Here is a 16,393-nt window from a genome sequence, read left to right as displayed (position 1 = left end):
CCACACTCCATCAACACATTCGCCTGCAGATAGCCCGACTACGTGCGCACCCAGTATCCGGACATCCGCCCCGACGCGCCACTCGAACTCAGAACTCTGCGCTGAAACAAAAGTCTCCGCCCAAAACGTAAAGTAACTGGTCTGGTCACGCCACGGTCGGGGCTGCGGTTTTTCAGGGAGTGTGGTCGCTCAGTCGGGGTGAGGGTTCAATGCGGTAGGGGGTTTGGCTCCTATGCAGGCCAGGTGAATTCGTGGTCCGTTGTGTAGTCCTTGCGGCGCTGGTCCAGAGCGATCGCGACCATGTGGTGTGCGCCAGGGCCGATGATTTTGCGAAGCGGGGGATTCGGCATCTTGGCGAGCGCGACCAAGGCTGCGGCGCCGACTTCCGGGGGTGCTTCGATCCATGCGGGGTTTGCGTCCGGCGATCCGGAAGGATCTGTATGCGTGGACGTTGGCTTGTCGGGTGTAGTCGGCGTGCCAGCGGGCACGGTGGTCGGCTCGGCGGAGGACGCCGTCGGGTAGCTCGCCATTCCCAGGATGGCAGTTCGCAGGTCCTCGTATGCCGGGATTCCGGTGGCGAAACGCATGCTCGACTTGGCCCAGTCGGTGTCGAAGCCGCCCATCTGGGCGAGGGTGACGGAGATGCCGAAGGGACGTAGTTCGTCGGCGAGGGAGGCGCTGAAACCTTCCAGTGCCCATTTACTCGCGTTGTACATGCTGAACAGGGGGAGGCTGCCGACGGCGCCGACCGTCGAGATCTGCACGATGTGCCCGGAACCCTGTGCGCGCAGATGTGGTGCAGCTGCTTGGGAAACCCAGAGGGCACCATAGAAATTGGTGTCCATCTGGTCCCGGATCTGGGCTTCGGTGAGTTCCTCGACGGCGCCGACCAGTCCGTAGCCCGCGTTGTTCACGATCACGTCGATCGTGCCCATCAGTGCGAAAGCCTTGTCCACGGTGGCGATCGCGCTCTCGCGTTCGCGAATATCCAATGGCAGCACGGTCAGTCGGTCGTTGGCGAGTTCCGTCATGCCTTTCGGGTCCCTTGCGGTCGCAACGACGCGGTCGCCCTCGGCGAGCACGGCCGACGTGAACGCGCGGCCGAGTCCGCGGTTGGCACCGGTGATGAACCAGGTTCTGGTCACAAGAGGTCCTTTCGTCGCGAGACGATTCGTCTCGTTGACGAGAATGTCAAACCGATGTCGCCCTGTCAAGACGATACGTATCGTCTAATATTCTGGTATGATCTCGGCATGGCCGACATTCCTGCCGTGGCGCGGCGCAGCGAACGGGCGCGCGCGGCGATCCTCGCTGCCGCCACCGAACTGATCCGCGAGCTCTCCTACGCGAAACTGACTATCGAGGCGATCGCTGGCCGCGCCGGTGTCGGCAAGCAGACGATCTACCGCTGGTGGCCGTCCAAGGGGGCGGTTGTGTTCGACGCGATGCTCGAATCCGATTCCGGCCCGTCGGGTCTCGCGCTGCCGAACACCGGCGATGTCGCCGCCGACCTGCGCGAATTGCTGCGTGGATCGGCCGCCACCCTGATCGACCCTGGCTTCGAATCCTTCCTCCGTGCCATGTACATCGAGATCCAGCAGGATCCCGAGTTGGCCGCCGCCTATCGCGAACGCCTACTGCTTCCGCAGCGCGCGGCTGTCAGCGACCGTCTCGCCGCTGCCGTCGGCTCGGGCGAACTCCGCGCCGATGTGGACCTCGAACTCGCCATCGACCTGCTGCTCGGCCCGATCCAGATGCGGTGGTCGCTCGGTCTCGGCGGACTCACCGAGGCATACGCCGACGCGGTTCTCGATGCCGCGCTGACATATTTGCGTGCGTGCTGATCAGGTGGCCCGTAGCGATTCGGCTTGCTTCTGGATTCCGTCGGTCATGCCCTCGAACCCGCGGCGCAGGTTCTTGCCGAGGAGCGCGACGACGACGGGGTGTAGCCAGCCCGCGAGCTCGAAGTGCGACTCGTAGCGTGTGCGGTTGTCGGCGAGCGGTGTGACGGTGTGCGAGCGCAGGCTGTGCAGCGCGCCCGGCGGGACCGGCTTCATCGAGTAGCTGAGCTCGCGGCCCGGTGTGTGCGAACGGATCCATTCGCGCTGCTTACGAGGGGAGCCCGAGATGTGGACGAGCATGTCGATCGGCTCGCCTGGCACCAGTGAACTGCGGCACTCCGAGACGAAGGGATTCCACTCCCCGTATCGTGGGAAGTCGGTGATCACCTGCCACGCAAGTTCGGCGGGGGCATCGATGTCGACGGCGAGGTCGATGACAAAGGCCATAGAGAAATTAGAACATGTTCTATGGAGAGTCGTCCGGTGGAGGTGAGACGAGCGGGTCAGCACGTCCCCATGGCGGTGCCCTGATCGGTGCCGTAGCGGTGGCCGTGGCCAGGGGGAGCGTTCATGGCGGCGAGCAGATCCGCGCTGGTCTGTACGAAAGCGACCACCGGAAGCCACTGGGGGACAGGAGCATCCATCCGAACGCCACTCAGGTCGGGCGCGCGCCACAGCTGGGCGGGCGACCAGTGGATCACCGGGTCGGAGCTGTTGGCCAGTACGGTCGCGCCGCCGCGGTGCGCGCTGTTCGCCGGAGGTCCGGCCCACAGGGCAGCGCACGTTCGGTGGTCCTGCTCGGCGTCGTCGGCGAAGACCGCATTGCCGCCCAGTGCGCCGAGGCTTTGGCCGTACAGGTACAGCTTCGGCTTGTTCGTCAGCCCGCGCAGGTGTTTCTCCACGGCGGTGAACAGGGTGCGCGCGGCGGTCACCGCGTCGTCGCGGCCGAACACGAATGTCACCCAGCTCGGCAGGTAGGAATACTGCAGCCCGACCAGCGCGACGTCACCGTCGAAGCGCTGATCGAAACCGGCGACGGCGTTGGCGTCGATCCACCCCGATCCGGTCGGCACCGCGACGACCAGGTTCGAGCGATCGAATCCGCCGGAGCGCTCCAACTCCCGGATCGCCAGCGCGACCCGGCTGTCCAGGTCCGGCGCCGACGCCACCCCGATGTACACCCGCACCGCATGCGCGGGCGCACCGCTGACGAACTTGCGCCCCTCGGCGCCCAGCGACGACCAGCTCACCGCCGACCCGGCACTTCCCGAGCCGGCATAGGAAACCGGCTGCACCAGAGCGGGATCCAGTTCGGCGTTCGCGTTCGCGTACGCGGCCTCACGCCAGCCGACCGCCGCGGGAACGCCGACAATAGACAGCAGCGTCGCGGCCACGAGGGCCGATGACACCCCGCGCGCCCAGCCCAGTTTGCCGAGCGCCCAGGCGATCGAGCGAGTGATACCGGTGAACAGTCCGATGATCAACGCCGCACCGAGTGCGCAACGCACCCAATAGTCCGCTCCTATCTGCGGCGTCCCCATCGCCGCGCGCAGACGGTTCTGCCAGTGCCCTGCGTTCGCCGCCGCGCCCACCACCAGCGCCGACATGGCGATCATCAGGGGCAGCCCGGCCCACGAGTGACGCTGATTGATATCGCAACCCAGGCGGCGCAGCATGAACCCGACGATCCCCGCGATGCCGAAGGTGGCGGCGGCGACGAGTCCGGTCACTACGGCCTGGGCGCTCGGCGTCCGGGGAAGCAGACCGGGGGTCAACGACGCCAACGTCCCGATCCCGAGTCCGAGCGTCGTGCCGATGCGTGGCGGTCCGGCCGGCCGCACGGCATATCCCAGCGCGACTGTAGCTCGACGACGAATGGCTCTGTGGCACGTGAACTTCGCAGTCACAACGCTTCCCACGAATCAGCGGGCCCGGACGTCGGCGTGCCGGTCAGCGCTGAACCCCAGCACCCACGCGCTATTCGACAACACACCCGTGGAATCCCGCCGCCGGTTCCGCACGACGAGCACGGCGCCGAGCCCCACTACGCCGGCGCCGAGCCCCCCCAGCAACTTCCGGCTCACCGCCGGTTCGGAATTCTCCGCACCGAGCAGGGATTCGACCACCGGTGCGCCGTAGTCCTGACGGCGCGAGTTCAGATCGACGGCGGTGTTCGCGATCGTCGCCATGGCATCGCAGCGTGCGCGCGAGAACGATTCGACGCGGGTGGCGCAGGCCTCGTGCATGTGCCGGTCCAGCGTCGCGTCGAGTGCCTGACGCGCCCACGGTCCGAGCGGCTGGCCGCGCCGGTCGGCGTAGCGCAGCAGGTCGTAGCCGAGGTCGTGGGCTTTGCACGCGGTGTCGAACTCGGGGGGCAAGGTCACCGGCGAGGAACAGTCGCCCTGCGGATTGACCACAAGTCCGTCCATGGTGCTCGGTCGGTAACCGAACGAGGCAAAGAAGTCCGGCGGAATGGCGGTGAGCGAGCCGGGACCGCCCGCGGTCAGATCGGTGACGGCGGTGACGGCCTGCGCACTTTCGATCGGCGCCGACGCCGCGGCGGCATGCGGGGCGGGCGCGAGGAACACGGTGGCCGCCATGGTGGTCAGCGCCGTCGCGGTCAATGCCACATAGCGACGCGTGTGTGCGGTAGAAGAGGTTGTGGCGAAAGAGGTTCGGGCGCCTGCGGCCGATGCGGACCGAGTCGTGGGTCCTGCGCTGGTCGGTGTGCTCATGGCGTCGACGTTAGGCAATCGGTTTGCGCGGTCGCCTCACACCCGGGCACCGTTTCGCGCACCATGCTGCCGGGGGAGCCGCCGCGCCGTCTCGAACCGGGGTACGGGGTCCGAAATCACCCGGGGGTATGAGGGCGCGCAGCGCTGGATGTTTCTAGTGTCGTAGGCATGAAGCGGAAGAGTCGTGCCTGGCTGGGGCAGCTGGACGCGCGGACATGGTTCGACCTGTGCACGGTCCTGGTCGCTCTGGTCTGCTACTCGGTGGCCTGGCCGACGTTGCACCTGACCCACGCGGTGCCCGCCGCGGTGCAGCCGTTCATTGCGGCGCTGGCCGCCTTGCCGGTGCTGCTCGTGCGGATAAACCCGGCGCTGGGCTGGGCCATTTCGGCGGGCTCGGCGCTGGTGATCGCGCTGGCGATCCCGCATCAGCCGAACAATGAGCTGCCATTCGAGGTCGTGCATGTGCTGAGCCTGCTCGTGCTGCTGTTCGCGGTGGCGCTGCGGGCGCAGGGGCAGATCGTCGCGGTCGCCTGGGCTGCGACGGCCTTGCTGTTCGCGACCACCATGCCCGGTGAAGGCGACGCGTTCGCGAACGCCGCCTGGGGTTGGCCGATCGCCTTGGCTGCGCTGGTGCTGTTCGGACTGCTCATCCGATGGCTGGCGCTGTCGCGACAGCAGTTGGTTCACCAGGAGGAGGAGAACGAACTAGAGCGCGCCCGCCGCGCGATCCTCGAGGAAAAGGCCCGCATCGCCCGCGACCTGCACGACGTGGTGGCCCATCACATGTCCCTCGTGGTGGTGCAGGCACAGACCGCGCCCTACCGGGTGGAGGGCGTGACGCCGGCCGCGCGCGCCGAGTTCGAGTCGATCGGTGCCACGGCGCGCGAGGCGCTCAACGAGATCCGTGGCATGCTCGGCGTCCTGCGTAGCGACGGGCAACTGCCCGAACACGCGCCGCAGCCGAAGGCCGCCGATGTGATCGGACTGTTCGAGGGCGCCCAGCGCGCGGGCGTTCGCATCGTATGGACGGTCGACGGCCCGCTGGACACCGTGCCCGAGACCATCGGACTCGCCCTGTACCGGATCGCCCAGGAGTCGTTGTCCAACGCCTCCCGCCACGCTTCCGACGCTCCGGTCCAGGTGCACATCGCGTGCGGCGCGGAACTGCTGCTCACCGTCACCAACGGCCCGGGAGTCACGGTAGCCCGCACGATCGGCAACGGTGGCCACGGCATCGCGGGAATGCAGGCACGGGCCTTGGCCGTCGGGGGCGACGTCTCGGCCGGCCCCAGCGCCGGCGGCGGCTTCGAAGTGCGCGCCAGCCTACCGCTCGCCGCACCGGGTAACACCGACGTCGAGATCACCGCAGCATTCGACGCCGCGATGAACCGGTGAGGGTCGAGGCCCTGACGGCCTCCAGCGGTCGCTCGGACGCGAGCCAAAGGGGGCCGCGAACACGCCGCGCCGAAGGCGCGGCCAAAATTACACAGTGGCAATTACCGTATTGATCGCCGACGACCAGGCGATGGTTCGACAGGGGTTCGGAGCGCTACTCGCGGCTCAGCCGGACATCAGCGTGGTTGGCGACGCGGCGGATGGGAAGGTCGCGGTGGCCGAGGCCAAGCGACTGCGCCCGGACGTCGTGCTGATGGATGTGCGGATGCCGGAGATGAATGGGCTCGACGCGGCCCGCGCCATCCTGTCCGCCGGTTTCGATCCTCCGGTGCGGGTGCTGATGCTCACCACCTTCGACATCGACGACTACGTCTACGAGGCGCTCAGCCTCGGCGCCAGCGGGTTTCTGCTGAAGGACGCGCCCGCCGAGGAACTGGTGCGCGCTGTGCGTGTCGTCGCCGACGGTCAGGCGTTGCTCGCGCCGACTGTCACCCGCAGGCTCATCGCCGACGTCACCCGCCGTCGTAGTGTGGCCCGCGCGAAGCCGACGCCCGCGCTCACCTCGCTGACCCCGCGTGAGCGGGAGGTGCTCGAGCTGATCGCCAAGGGCATGTCGAACACCGAGATCGCCGAAAGTCTCTTCGTGGCCGAGCAGACCGTGAAAACCCATGTGTCCAAGGTGTTCTCGAAGCTGAACCTGCGCGACCGCGCGCAGGCGGTGGTGCTGGCCTACGAGTCCGGCCTGGTCACTCCGGGCTGAGCTGAGCTCACTGGGGCGTGCAGAACCCGCCGTGCAGGTTGGTGGCATGACGGCCGATCAGCTGCGCCAACCGGCTCAGGATCGCGGTGGCGTCCTCGAAACTTCCCGAATCGGCCTGCGCCGCGAGGGCGACCGCGATCATCCCGGAGCGGACCGGTACCAGTCCGAACTGGCGGACGGTGTAGATGCCGGTCTCATCGTCCGGCCCCCAGCCGCCTTTGTATGCCGTGCCCTGCAGCACGCCGAGCCCCCACGCCTGCTCGGGTGTGATCGACGACATCAGCTCGGTCACCTTGGATGTTTCGGGCAGGCACGGCAGCCGTGACGCGAACCGGACCTGGTTGACCAGCGACCACTCGGTGCCGCCGAAGGACTGGTAGTCCAGCGTGGTCCGCGGTCCAGCAACGCCGGTGGTGGCGTCGCCCGCCTCGTCCAGTATGTCCTGCACCGCCTTGGCGGCCTCCAGGCCGTCTCCGAGGGACTCCCACAGCATCTCGGCGGCATAGTTGTCCGACACCGTGATGGCGGCTTGGGCCTCTTCGAAGATGCCTTCCTGCGGGTTGTGCCGCAGCGCCGCGATCGCGAGCGGGACCTTGATGGTCGACCACGCGATGCCGCTGACCCAGTCGCCGAAGACGGTCGTTCGGCCGCCGCCGACCGGCATGATCGCCATGCCGACCTGTCCGGCCAGTTGGGGCTGCAGCTGGGTGAAGTCGGCGGCCAGCGAGTCGGGTATGGACACCGACAGGCCTGGCCGCCACGTTCCTGCGGTGTTGACGACCACGGTGGGTGCCTCGGCGGCGGACTTGTCTCCGGGAAGCAAGGAGCATGAGGTGAGTGTGATCAAGACCACCAACGCGGCCGTGCCCAGCACCGAGCGACGTGCGAAACCGGTTCCCGTCGACCTCACCACCGAGTCCTCCCCACCACCAGTGACGCGTGCTCGCTGTTCGTCGGCGGTGCAATAGCTCATCGTGCCCGTCCGGTCGGTGACCAGACAGGAGACATCATTGCCGCACAACGGGGACGGTGTCGCGACGAGGATGTCTCGTACACAGTTTTGCGGATCTTCGCAGAGAATTCGAAACGCCGTGGCCACGGCGTCACCCGGTAGGCTCCAGGATCTGTAGGGAGCGCCCGGACGCCCGCGTCCGGCCGCCGCGGTCACCTGAAGGGGGCGTGTTGCTCGACAGCGGTGCGGTGTTCGCCGGGTTCACCATCGAGAAGCTGCTCGGACAGGGTGGCATGGGATCGGTGTACCTGGCCCGCCACCCCAGGTTGCCCCGGCAGACGGCACTCAAGCTGCTCAACCGGGAGCTGTTCACCGACATCGAGGTCAGGGCGCGGTTCGAGCGAGAGGCGGATCTGGCTGCGCAGTTGGATCATCCGAATATCGTTGCGGTCTACGACCGCGGTACCGAGGACGAGCAGCTGTGGATCTCCATGCAGTACGTGGACGGCGCCGACGCCGCGACGGTGAACCCGCAGAGCCTGCCGCCGGAGCGGGCCGTGCAGATCGTCGAGGGTGTCGCGGCGGCACTGGATTACGCGCACGGGATGGGTGTGTTGCACCGGGACGTGAAGCCCGCGAACATCATGCTGGCCCGCGCGGTGGGCGGGCACGGCGAACGCGTCTTCCTCACCGACTTCGGAATCGCCCGGCTGCGTGAGGATTCCACGCATCTGACCCAGACCGGCATGTTCACCGCGACGCTCGCCTATGCCTCGCCGGAGCAGATGACCGGCGCGCATTTGGATCACCGCTCCGACCAGTACTCGCTTGCGTGCGCGCTGTACTGGTTGCTGACCGGCGTCGGCCCGTTCGATTCCCCCGCACCGGCCGAGATCATCCGCGGCCATCTCCAGGTGCCTCCGCCCTCGGTCGCGGCCAGACGCGCGGGTCTTTCACCCGCACTCGACGCGGTGATCTCGAAGGCGATGGCGAAGCGTCCCGACGAGCGGTACCCGTCCTGCGTCGAATTCGTCACGGCCGCACGGCAGGCGCTGACCGCGCCCGCGCTGCCTGTGTCGCCGTACCCATCGCAGCCCGCACCGACGGTGGTCGCGCAGCCGTCGCAGGTGAATCCGGCGTATCCAGGACCGGTGTCGAGTCCGCCGACCTACGTCGCCGCGGCGTCCGGCCCCGCCTACCCCGTGCCGCCGCAGTACGCACCGAATCCCACTGGCGGACAACAGTTCCCGGCATCCGAGGGATATTCCGTACCGCCGCCGAATTACAATGCGGCACAGCCCATTCCATCGAGCGCTTCGCCGCAGATGGGCTATCCGCCGCACCGGCCGCCCGGCTATCGGCCCGAACGACGCTCGAACACCGGCTTGATCGTGGTCATCGTCCTGATCGTCGTGGTCCTGCTCGTCGCAGCCGGGATCGCCATCGCCGAGTTCGGGTCGTCGAATCCCTCGTCCCCCTTCGACATCGCCACCAAGGCACCGCAGGGACCTGCTGATCCCGGCACGCTCGCCAAGGCGTTCCCGAAGCTGTTGCCGCAGGGCGTCGACGTCAGACACAACATCGGTTCCGGCCCTGGGTACCGCGACAAGACGTGCTTCCTCGACACCGCCGACAACGGCGGCAAGGTGTCCAGCGACTCCGACGTGCCAGACTTCCTGAAATGGGCGACGGCGTGGAACTGCTGGGGCACGCCGATCAACGAGCCCGACTACGTCGTCATCGCGTTCGAGTCGCCACAGGACGCGCAGGCAGCGGTGCGTGATCTGCCGTCGAACACCGCGGGAACGGAACCGAACAACGGGAATTCGTACTCGACCTACCGGTGGCAGCGGAGATCCAGCGGGCTCCCGGACGGCTACCTCGTCATCGATTTCCGCGCCGACCCGGCCCGGTCGAGTTACCTGCTGTATGCCAAGGTGACGCTCACCGACAGCATGCCCAGCTCCGGATTCGGTCTGACCACCCCGAAATTCAAGGCGTGGTTCACCGGCCTGCCGCTGTAGGCCACGGCGCTCAATCGACCGCTACCGCGCCATAGCCTCCAACGCGCGGTGGCGGCGACGATACTGCGCGTCGAGTACCGCGCGCAGCACCGGCTGCTCGGCGGCCAGCTCGAGATACGCCTCCACCGCATCCTGGCCTTGGGCCAGCGCCTGGTCCAGCTTGGCGTCGAGATGGATGTTCCACCGATAGCGCAGCGCGAGCAGCAGTCCCTCTTCGCCACCGAACAGTCGCTCCAGATCCGGTATCCCGGCGAACAGGTCGGGACCGGCCGGATCGGCCGCCGCTCGGCGGAGGACGGTATGCATGATGTCGGTGCGAGCGTGCTGATCTTCCCAGGTCATGGCCATCGCCTTCCTTCGGTGGACTACAGCTCACGCTACGGACGCGATGGTCGGGTGTCGTCGTGCCGGGGACCCGAATACTTCTCCGACCACGGTAGGAGGAGCGGCCCGCTCGCGGGACGATGTACGGGCCGGACAGGGCGGCTAGCCTTACAGAATGGGTGTGACCGGCGTCTCCGATCAGGCTGTCGGTACGTGGCCGGGGCGCGTGCGGGCCGCACTGCTGCGTAGCAGGCAGCGGTGTGCCGAATTCGGACGCGATCCGGTGGCCGCGTTCCGGCGCAACGTCGAGCAGTTGCCGTTCGACTACCCGCCGTCGATCATCATCAGCGTCGACCTCGCCGTGCTCGTCGTCGCGGTCGCGGCCGCGGTGCAGCGACACGACTACTTCCCGACCGTGCTCCCGATCGTCGCGGTACTGCTGACCTACGCCTTCGGTCCGTTGTACGCGTTCCTCGGCGTGATGCCGCGGCCGCTGCTGCTCGGACTACTGGCGATGTCGGCCGAGGCGTTGTTCCTCGCCCAGCCGGTCGCCGGCGACTTCGCGCCGTTCGTGCTGGTAGCGGCCGCGGGGGAGGTGGCGGCGATCGCGCCGAAACGGGTCAGCGTCCCGGTCACGCTCGCGATGATGCTGCAGCTGGTGGCGTTCGACTTGATCGGTCACATGCCGGAGGGGCTGCCGACGTATCTGGTCGGCGTCGCGTTCGGCTGGATGGCCGGGCTGATGCTGCAATATCAGCGCCGCTTCCTCTATCAGGAGCGCGGCTACCAGAAGATCCGCGCGGCGCAGGCCGCCGACGAGGAGCGCCGCCGGATCGCTCGCGAGGTGCACGATGTGATCGCGCACTCGCTGAGCGTCACCCTCTTGCATCTCACCGCGGCGCGACACGCGCTGCAGACCGACCGCGACGTCGACGAGGCGGTGGAGGCGCTGACCGATGCCGAGCGGCTCGGCAGGCAGGCCATGGCCGATATCCGCCGCACCGTCGGGCTGCTCGACGCGCGGCCGGGGAAGATGGTCCCGGAGCCGGGCGTGGAGGACATCGAGGATCTGGTCGGCGATTTCGTGCGGGCCGGGCTGGATGTGCGCTACGAGTGCGACGGCGACCTCGGCGTCGTGTCGCCCGCGGTCGGACTCGCGCTGTACCGGATCGGGCAGGAGTCGTTGGCGAACGTTGTCAAACACGGTCACGGCGCATCCGCGGCGGTGCGACTCGCGGTGGACGCGACCGAGGTGACACTGACGGTGGAGAACAGGCTGCCTGCCGGGCTGCCCGCGCAGCGAGGAGCGGGCATGGGGGTGACCGGTATGCGGCAGCGTGCCGAACTGCTCGGCGGCCGCATGACGGTCGGCCCGTTCGACGAGGGCTGGGCGGTGCGCGCCGGTATCCCATTGGCGCCCGGCCGGAGCGGATCGTCCTGCCCGTTGCTGCCCGGCATCGTGCATGGCGACTCGACGACAGCACGGGAGGGTTCGTGACCGCGACATCGCCCGCGACCGGCGCGGATGCCGTCGCCGTGCTCGTAGTGGACGACCAGGAGCTCGTGCGCGGCGGGCTGCGGCGCATCCTGCGCCGCCGCGACGGATTCGTGCTGACCGAATGCGCCGACGGTGACGAGGTGCCCGCCGCCGTCTCGGAGTCCCGCCCCGATGTGGTGCTGATGGATCTCCGCATGAAACGGGTCGGCGGCATCGACGCCACCCGGGCGCTGCGGACCCACGACGCCGCTCCGCCGGTGCTGGTGCTCACCACCTTCGACGACGACCAGCTGCTGTCCGGTGCGCTGCGGGCGGGCGCGGCGGGATTCATCCTCAAGGACTCACCCGCCGAGGACCTCATCCGCGCGGTGCGGACGGTCGCGGGCGGCGGCGCCTGGTTGGATCCGTCGGTCACCGGTCGTGTGCTGTCGGCCTACCGAACGGTGCGCCCGCTGCGCACCAGGTCCGACGCTCGTCTCTCCGAGCTGACCGCCCGCGAGTACGAAGTGCTCGAGCTGATCGGGCGCGGCAGGGTGAATGCCGAGATCGCCCGCGAACTCGGCATCTCGGAAGTTACCGTGAAAAGCCATGTCGGACATATATTCGGCAAGCTCGAGCTGCGGGATCGAGCTGCGGCGATCGTGTTCGCGTTTGACCACGGGGTGGTGACACCCGGAGAATCCACTCTGTGACGGGCAGGCTCCGGTCGCGAATCGCGTGATTCTGGTGTGTGGTCCCCGCCTGAGATGTGGAGGATGACGAGTGCAGGAAGCTGGGCCGAGAACCGGGACGCGGTTCGGGTCGTACGAACTGCGGTCGTTGCTGGGCAAAGGGGGTATGAGCGAGGTCTACGAGGCCTATGACACGGTGAAAGACCGGGTGGTCGCGGTCAAACTGCTGTCGGAAGAGCTCGCCAGTGATCCGATGTACCAGGTGCGTTTCCGGCGTGAGTCGCAGGCTGCCGCGCGGCTCGCCGAGCCGCACGTCATCCCGATCCACGACTGGGGCGTGGTCGACGGTGTGCTGTTCATCGACATGCGGCTGGTCCACGGCGTCGACCTCCGCACCATCCTGCGCGGCCAGGGGCCGCTGAGCCCCGCCCGCGCCGTCGGCATCATCGAACAGATCGCCTCCGCGCTGGACGCCGCGCACGCGGGCAACCTGGTGCACCGCGACGTGAAACCGGCGAACATCCTGGTCACAGATTCGGACTTCGCCTACCTCGCCGATTTCGGCATCGCGCATACCGAGGGCGACAGCGCGGTAACCCTGGTCGGCATGGCCATCGGCTCCTACATCTATATGGCCCCGGAACGTTTCGACGCCGGGCCGGTGACCGGGCGCGCGGACATCTACTCGCTGGCCTGTGTACTGCACGAATGCCTGACCGGAGCAACGCCGTTTCCGGCGGCCAGCATGAATGTGCTGATCAAATCGCATCTTTCCGATCCCCCGCCGCGACCGAGCGCGCAGGGCAGCGGCATTCCGGCCGCGTTGGACGCGGTGATCAACCGCGGCATGGCCAAAGACCCGGCCGACCGCTTTCCGACCGCGACCGCGCTGGCCAGGGCCGCCCGTGCCGCCCTCGGCGCGGCGGCACCGGCCGCACCGACGCTGGTGGTGCGCGCACCCGCCTCGGCTCAGCGTCCCGGGGATCCGACCGTGCGTGGTGCGGTACCGCCGGAGTCGACGGGGGAGCTGTCGCTTTCGGCGGTAATCCATCCGAGCGCGCCGACGGTGGTGCGGCCAACGGAAACCCAGTTCACGCCGCTTCCCTCGCCGGACGGGCCACCGTCGACGCCGCTCAGGGCACCCGCGCCGTACACGCCCGCGGTAGGACTGCCCCCGATGCGGCCCTTCCCGGACGCGCACCTGTACCCGGAGACCCAGGCGTACGCGGAGTCGGCGGGACACGCGCCGCTCCGGGCGTATTCCGGGCCACCGACGCAGGGATATCCGGAGGTCGCGCCGCGGGCCTACTCGGAGGCGTCGTCGCAGGTGTACTCCGAGACCTCGCCGGAGGCGTATTCGGAGTCCGGTTCGCGGGGGTATTCGGAGTCCCCGTCGGAGGCGTATTCGGAGTCCGGTTCGCGGGCGGATTCCGAGATCTCGCCGGAGGCGTATTCGGAGCTTGGTTCGCAGGCGTATTCCGAACGCTCGGTGCGGGAGTATTCCGAGACTCCGCCGCAGGCGTACTCGCAGACATCGACGTATCCCGCGTTCTCCGAGACACCACCGCATCCCGGGGTGGAGAACTATCCGGAGACCAGGCAGTATGCGGATCGGGTACTCGTACCGAGCTCGCCCGGCCCGCAGGGCCCGGCCGCGCAGGACTATTCGCCACCGACCGAGTATCTGACCCCGGCGACGCATCCGGTGCGGGACGGTCATGCCGCGCGCACCGACTTCCCGCCGCAGGGCGACTATCCGGTGCGTAGCGACTACCCGCCCCATCGCGACGATCCGGGGCACGGCTACGACGAGGACGACGAGGACCCTTACTATCCGTCGCGCAGGGGCCGCTCCGTCGCGCTGCCCATCATGGTCGCCGTGCTCGCCATCGCCGTGCTCGCCATCGGCGGCGCGATCGGCTGGCAGGTGTTCGGCTCCGGCGGCTCCGCGGCGACCTCCGCCGACCGCGAATCCGAGGCGCCCGTGGCGCCGACGGCGAGCACGGGTGGCCGATCCCCGGTCGGCTCGTCCACCGCTCCGTCCGTTACGTCCACCTCGGCCAGGCCGACACCGGTCACGCTGCCCGCGGGCGCCAGTCCGTGCGGCCAGGGCCAGCCGGTCCCCGGTGCGTTCACCCAATCGGCCACGGGCACCGCCGTGACCAGCTGTGCGTTCGCCGAAGAAGTGCGAAGGGCCTATGCCGAGCTCGGCCCGGCGCAGAGCGCCGCGCGCGACGCGTCACGCGCAGTGGTGGCGACCAGCCCGGTCACCGGCCAGAGCTACACGATGAATTGCCAGGCCAGAGGCCAGATCGTCACGTGCAGTGGCGGTGAGAACGCGGTGGTCTACGTCTACTGACCCAGAAACCGCAGCGAACTCACAATGAGTTCGAGGTGTACTGCTGCGCGATCCTGGACGCGTTCAGCAATATGATCGTCGGCCGCACATTCTCCATCCCCACCTACAACGGACCGGCAGGCACGGTGAGCGCGCGCCCGGACTTGATCAACAGGTACGCGGCCTACCTTCGCGAACTGGTCGACCTGTCGAGCATCCGACATTTTTCCCGACTATGACTCCTACCCATCACCCTTCGTCGCTGTCTGCCGTTACGCGACAAGCCGGGTTTCATCACCGAGTTCTCGGTGACCGCACCACAGCGCGGCCAGTTCCGGTGCAGGCGTTGCGGTGCGCGCTGCCCAGCAATGGGTGCACGACCACAGAGTCGCACTGGAATCGCGGATGGCCTGATCCGAAACACGAAAGCGATCACGCAGCCGCCGATCGCGTTTCGTTGGCGGCGGATTCCGGTGTCTGAGATCGAAAACCAGTGATGTGGTGGCGGATCGGTCAGCAATGGCTCGAGCCCGGTCGGCGCTTGGGGAACGTTCGAGACTCGAGTCGATCATTGACGAGTGGATGACGATTTGTATTGCAACAGAACAAATCCCATAACCAAGGGAGCACTCCCGGAGGGCCAGGAGGTCGGATTATCCGTTCTTGCACAGGAAAATTCAGCGAGTAGTGGAGCGACCACTCCAGGTTCGTGGTGGTGTCCGCGATACTGCGAACCCCGTCGGCGCTCCTACAACCACCGGCGCCCGCACCAAGTGCTCGACATGGCGACACCCTCGATGTGGTTCCGCCCCAACGGCCCGACACGCCTCGACCCTATTGAGCCCTCAGCGGATCCGGTGGCCGAATCGCTGACCATCGGCGTGATCGAGCCACCACGGAATTATGTGATCTCCACGGCAGCAGTCGAATTCGAGGAACGCGTGCCCGCCAGCGGCAGCATCCAGATCCGATCCGGACGCCAAACCGTCGCGCTCCACCGCAGCATGGTCGGGCGCACCGTCACCGTCTGGGTCGATCTGCGCAGCATTCACATCAGCCTCGACGGTGAGGTGATCCGAACCCTCGGATCCCGCCTGCTGACCGAGGACCTCCAGCACCTGGCCATGCGCGGATCCCGCCCCGGCGGACCCGAACCCGCACACCTGGCCCTACGCCGCACCGCCGGCACCGGCATCGCCCCGATCCGCCCCGGCGAGGCCATCGAGATCGAACGCACCATCGGCCGCGACGGCCTCGTCTCGATCGCCAACACCACACACCTCATCGGCGTCGCCCGGGCAGGCGAACGCGTGATCCTGCGACTCGATGGTCACCTCACGCACGCCATCGCCGACAACGCACTGATCGGTACCTGGCCCTGTCCCGTCCCCGCCGATCGGATCAGCCGACTCCCTGGGGCTCGCACCCCCTCCACGCCACTGCCGCCCCCACCGCTGCCCGCCGGATCGCTTCGCGCGCAACGCAAGGTCCACGCCCACGGCAACATCATGGTTGCCAAGCAGAACATCAAGCTGGGGCACCGCTACCGCGGTCAGATCGTCACCGTCGTTATCGAGGACACCCACTACCGCATCCTTCTCGGCGACGAGGAGATCGCCGTCCGGCCCAGACGAAATCTCCAACCCATCACCCACTTTCGAGTCACCGGCGCAGGCGTTAAATCCGACGATTCGTCAAGAAAGTCCTGATAACGGATGGTCAAGCATCTCCTGATTCCTCACACCGACAAGCGCTCGGCGCGCAACGAGTCGCACTGCGTCGTTTGCCCCGGCTGATACACGATCCGGTCGACCGGATCGATCCCGCATACTCCGAGAGCGGACATCAAGTGGGC

Annotated in this window: 15 protein-coding genes; 9 read left to right on the top strand and 6 right to left on the bottom strand. The window is 67.7% G+C overall.

Annotated elements, in window-relative coordinates; genetic code table 11:
- Positions 1 to 230: 230 nt before the first annotated feature.
- Complete coding sequence (locus tag OHB12_RS15765; protein WP_327120242.1) at positions 231 to 1,145, bottom strand: SDR family NAD(P)-dependent oxidoreductase; 915 nt, start codon at positions 1,143 to 1,145, stop codon at positions 231 to 233.
- Between the two features lie 108 nt (positions 1,146 to 1,253).
- Between OHB12_RS15765 and OHB12_RS15760 the strand changes: the two genes are divergently transcribed.
- Entirely contained in the window at positions 1,254 to 1,844 is a 591-nt protein-coding gene (locus OHB12_RS15760) for a TetR/AcrR family transcriptional regulator (RefSeq protein ID WP_327120240.1), read from the top strand.
- On the opposite strand, the gene OHB12_RS15755 is transcribed toward OHB12_RS15760, so the two are convergent.
- From OHB12_RS15755 to OHB12_RS15745, 3 genes are all read right to left on the bottom strand, one after another.
- A complete protein-coding gene (locus OHB12_RS15755; protein WP_327120238.1) occupies positions 1,845 to 2,288 on the bottom strand; it encodes an SRPBCC domain-containing protein in 444 nt (147 codons plus the stop codon). It lies immediately after the preceding gene.
- A gap of 56 nt (positions 2,289 to 2,344) precedes the next feature.
- On the bottom strand, positions 2,345 to 3,682 hold the full coding sequence (locus tag OHB12_RS15750) for an alpha/beta-hydrolase family protein (RefSeq protein WP_327120236.1): 1,338 nt from the start codon (positions 3,680 to 3,682) through the stop codon (positions 2,345 to 2,347).
- Between the two features lie 81 nt (positions 3,683 to 3,763).
- Positions 3,764 to 4,471, bottom strand: a complete 708-nt coding sequence (locus OHB12_RS15745) for a hypothetical protein (RefSeq protein ID WP_327120234.1) — start codon at positions 4,469 to 4,471, stop codon at positions 3,764 to 3,766.
- 273 nt (positions 4,472 to 4,744) lie between these two features.
- Here OHB12_RS15745 and OHB12_RS15740 point away from each other — a divergent pair, with 273 nt between their 5' ends.
- A complete protein-coding gene (locus tag OHB12_RS15740) occupies positions 4,745 to 5,971 on the top strand; it encodes a sensor histidine kinase (RefSeq protein WP_327120232.1) in 1,227 nt (408 codons plus the stop codon).
- Positions 5,972 to 6,065: 94 nt separating this feature from the next.
- Positions 6,066 to 6,731 carry a response regulator transcription factor gene (locus OHB12_RS15735; RefSeq protein WP_327120230.1) on the top strand — a complete coding sequence of 222 codons (666 nt, stop codon included), beginning with the start codon at positions 6,066 to 6,068 and terminating at the stop codon, positions 6,729 to 6,731.
- Positions 6,732 to 6,738: 7 nt separating this feature from the next.
- On the opposite strand, the gene OHB12_RS15730 is transcribed toward OHB12_RS15735, so the two are convergent.
- Entirely contained in the window at positions 6,739 to 7,704 is a 966-nt protein-coding gene (locus OHB12_RS15730; RefSeq protein ID WP_327120228.1) for a hypothetical protein, read from the bottom strand.
- Between the two features lie 209 nt (positions 7,705 to 7,913).
- Here OHB12_RS15730 and OHB12_RS15725 point away from each other — a divergent pair, with 209 nt between their 5' ends.
- Positions 7,914 to 9,707, top strand: coding sequence for a serine/threonine protein kinase (locus OHB12_RS15725; RefSeq protein ID WP_327120226.1), 1,794 nt, complete (start codon positions 7,914 to 7,916; stop codon positions 9,705 to 9,707).
- A 21-nt stretch (positions 9,708 to 9,728) separates the two neighbouring features.
- Here the strand turns inward: OHB12_RS15725 and OHB12_RS15720 are convergent, their stop codons facing one another.
- Positions 9,729 to 10,049 (bottom strand): hypothetical protein, encoded by a 321-nt coding sequence (locus tag OHB12_RS15720; RefSeq protein WP_327120224.1) that lies wholly within the window; start codon positions 10,047 to 10,049, stop codon positions 9,729 to 9,731.
- Between the two features lie 157 nt (positions 10,050 to 10,206).
- Between OHB12_RS15720 and OHB12_RS15715 the strand changes: the two genes are divergently transcribed.
- The 5 genes from OHB12_RS15715 (at position 10,207) to OHB12_RS15695 (ending at position 16,247) form a co-directional block, all read left to right on the top strand.
- Entirely contained in the window at positions 10,207 to 11,529 is a 1,323-nt protein-coding gene (locus OHB12_RS15715; RefSeq protein WP_327120222.1) for a sensor histidine kinase, read from the top strand.
- On the top strand, positions 11,526 to 12,221 hold the full coding sequence (locus OHB12_RS15710) for a response regulator transcription factor (RefSeq protein ID WP_327120220.1): 696 nt from the start codon (positions 11,526 to 11,528) through the stop codon (positions 12,219 to 12,221). The genes OHB12_RS15715 and OHB12_RS15710 overlap by 4 nt, the downstream gene beginning before the upstream one ends.
- A gap of 70 nt (positions 12,222 to 12,291) precedes the next feature.
- Positions 12,292 to 14,559, top strand: a complete 2,268-nt coding sequence (locus OHB12_RS15705) for a serine/threonine-protein kinase (protein WP_327120218.1) — start codon at positions 12,292 to 12,294, stop codon at positions 14,557 to 14,559.
- Between the two features lie 35 nt (positions 14,560 to 14,594).
- On the top strand, positions 14,595 to 14,777 hold the full coding sequence (locus tag OHB12_RS15700) for a hypothetical protein (RefSeq protein ID WP_327120216.1): 183 nt from the start codon (positions 14,595 to 14,597) through the stop codon (positions 14,775 to 14,777).
- 543 nt (positions 14,778 to 15,320) lie between these two features.
- Entirely contained in the window at positions 15,321 to 16,247 is a 927-nt protein-coding gene (locus tag OHB12_RS15695) for a hypothetical protein (protein ID WP_327120214.1), read from the top strand.
- The last annotated feature ends 146 nt before the right edge of the window (positions 16,248 to 16,393 follow it).

This window comes from Nocardia sp. NBC_01730, from assembly GCF_035920445.1.
Taxonomy (GTDB): Bacteria; Actinomycetota; Actinomycetes; order Mycobacteriales; family Mycobacteriaceae; genus Nocardia.
The sequence above is the reverse complement of the archived record's forward strand: the minus strand, read 5'-3'. Positions and strand labels throughout refer to the sequence as shown.

Coding starts and splice junctions, on each gene's coding strand:
- OHB12_RS15760 (WP_327120240.1), top strand. CDS start 1,254: ATGGCCGACATTCCTGCCGTGGCGCGGCGCAGCGAACGGGCGCGCGCG.
- OHB12_RS15755 (WP_327120238.1), bottom strand. CDS start 2,288: ATGGCCTTTGTCATCGACCTCGCCGTCGACATCGATGCCCCCGCCGAA.
- OHB12_RS15740 (WP_327120232.1), top strand. CDS start 4,745: ATGAAGCGGAAGAGTCGTGCCTGGCTGGGGCAGCTGGACGCGCGGACA.
- OHB12_RS15730 (WP_327120228.1), bottom strand. CDS start 7,704: ATGAGCTATTGCACCGCCGACGAACAGCGAGCACGCGTCACTGGTGGT.
- OHB12_RS15720 (WP_327120224.1), bottom strand. CDS start 10,049: ATGACCTGGGAAGATCAGCACGCTCGCACCGACATCATGCATACCGTC.
- OHB12_RS15715 (WP_327120222.1), top strand. CDS start 10,207: ATGGGTGTGACCGGCGTCTCCGATCAGGCTGTCGGTACGTGGCCGGGG.
- OHB12_RS15695 (WP_327120214.1), top strand. CDS start 15,321: ATGGCGACACCCTCGATGTGGTTCCGCCCCAACGGCCCGACACGCCTC.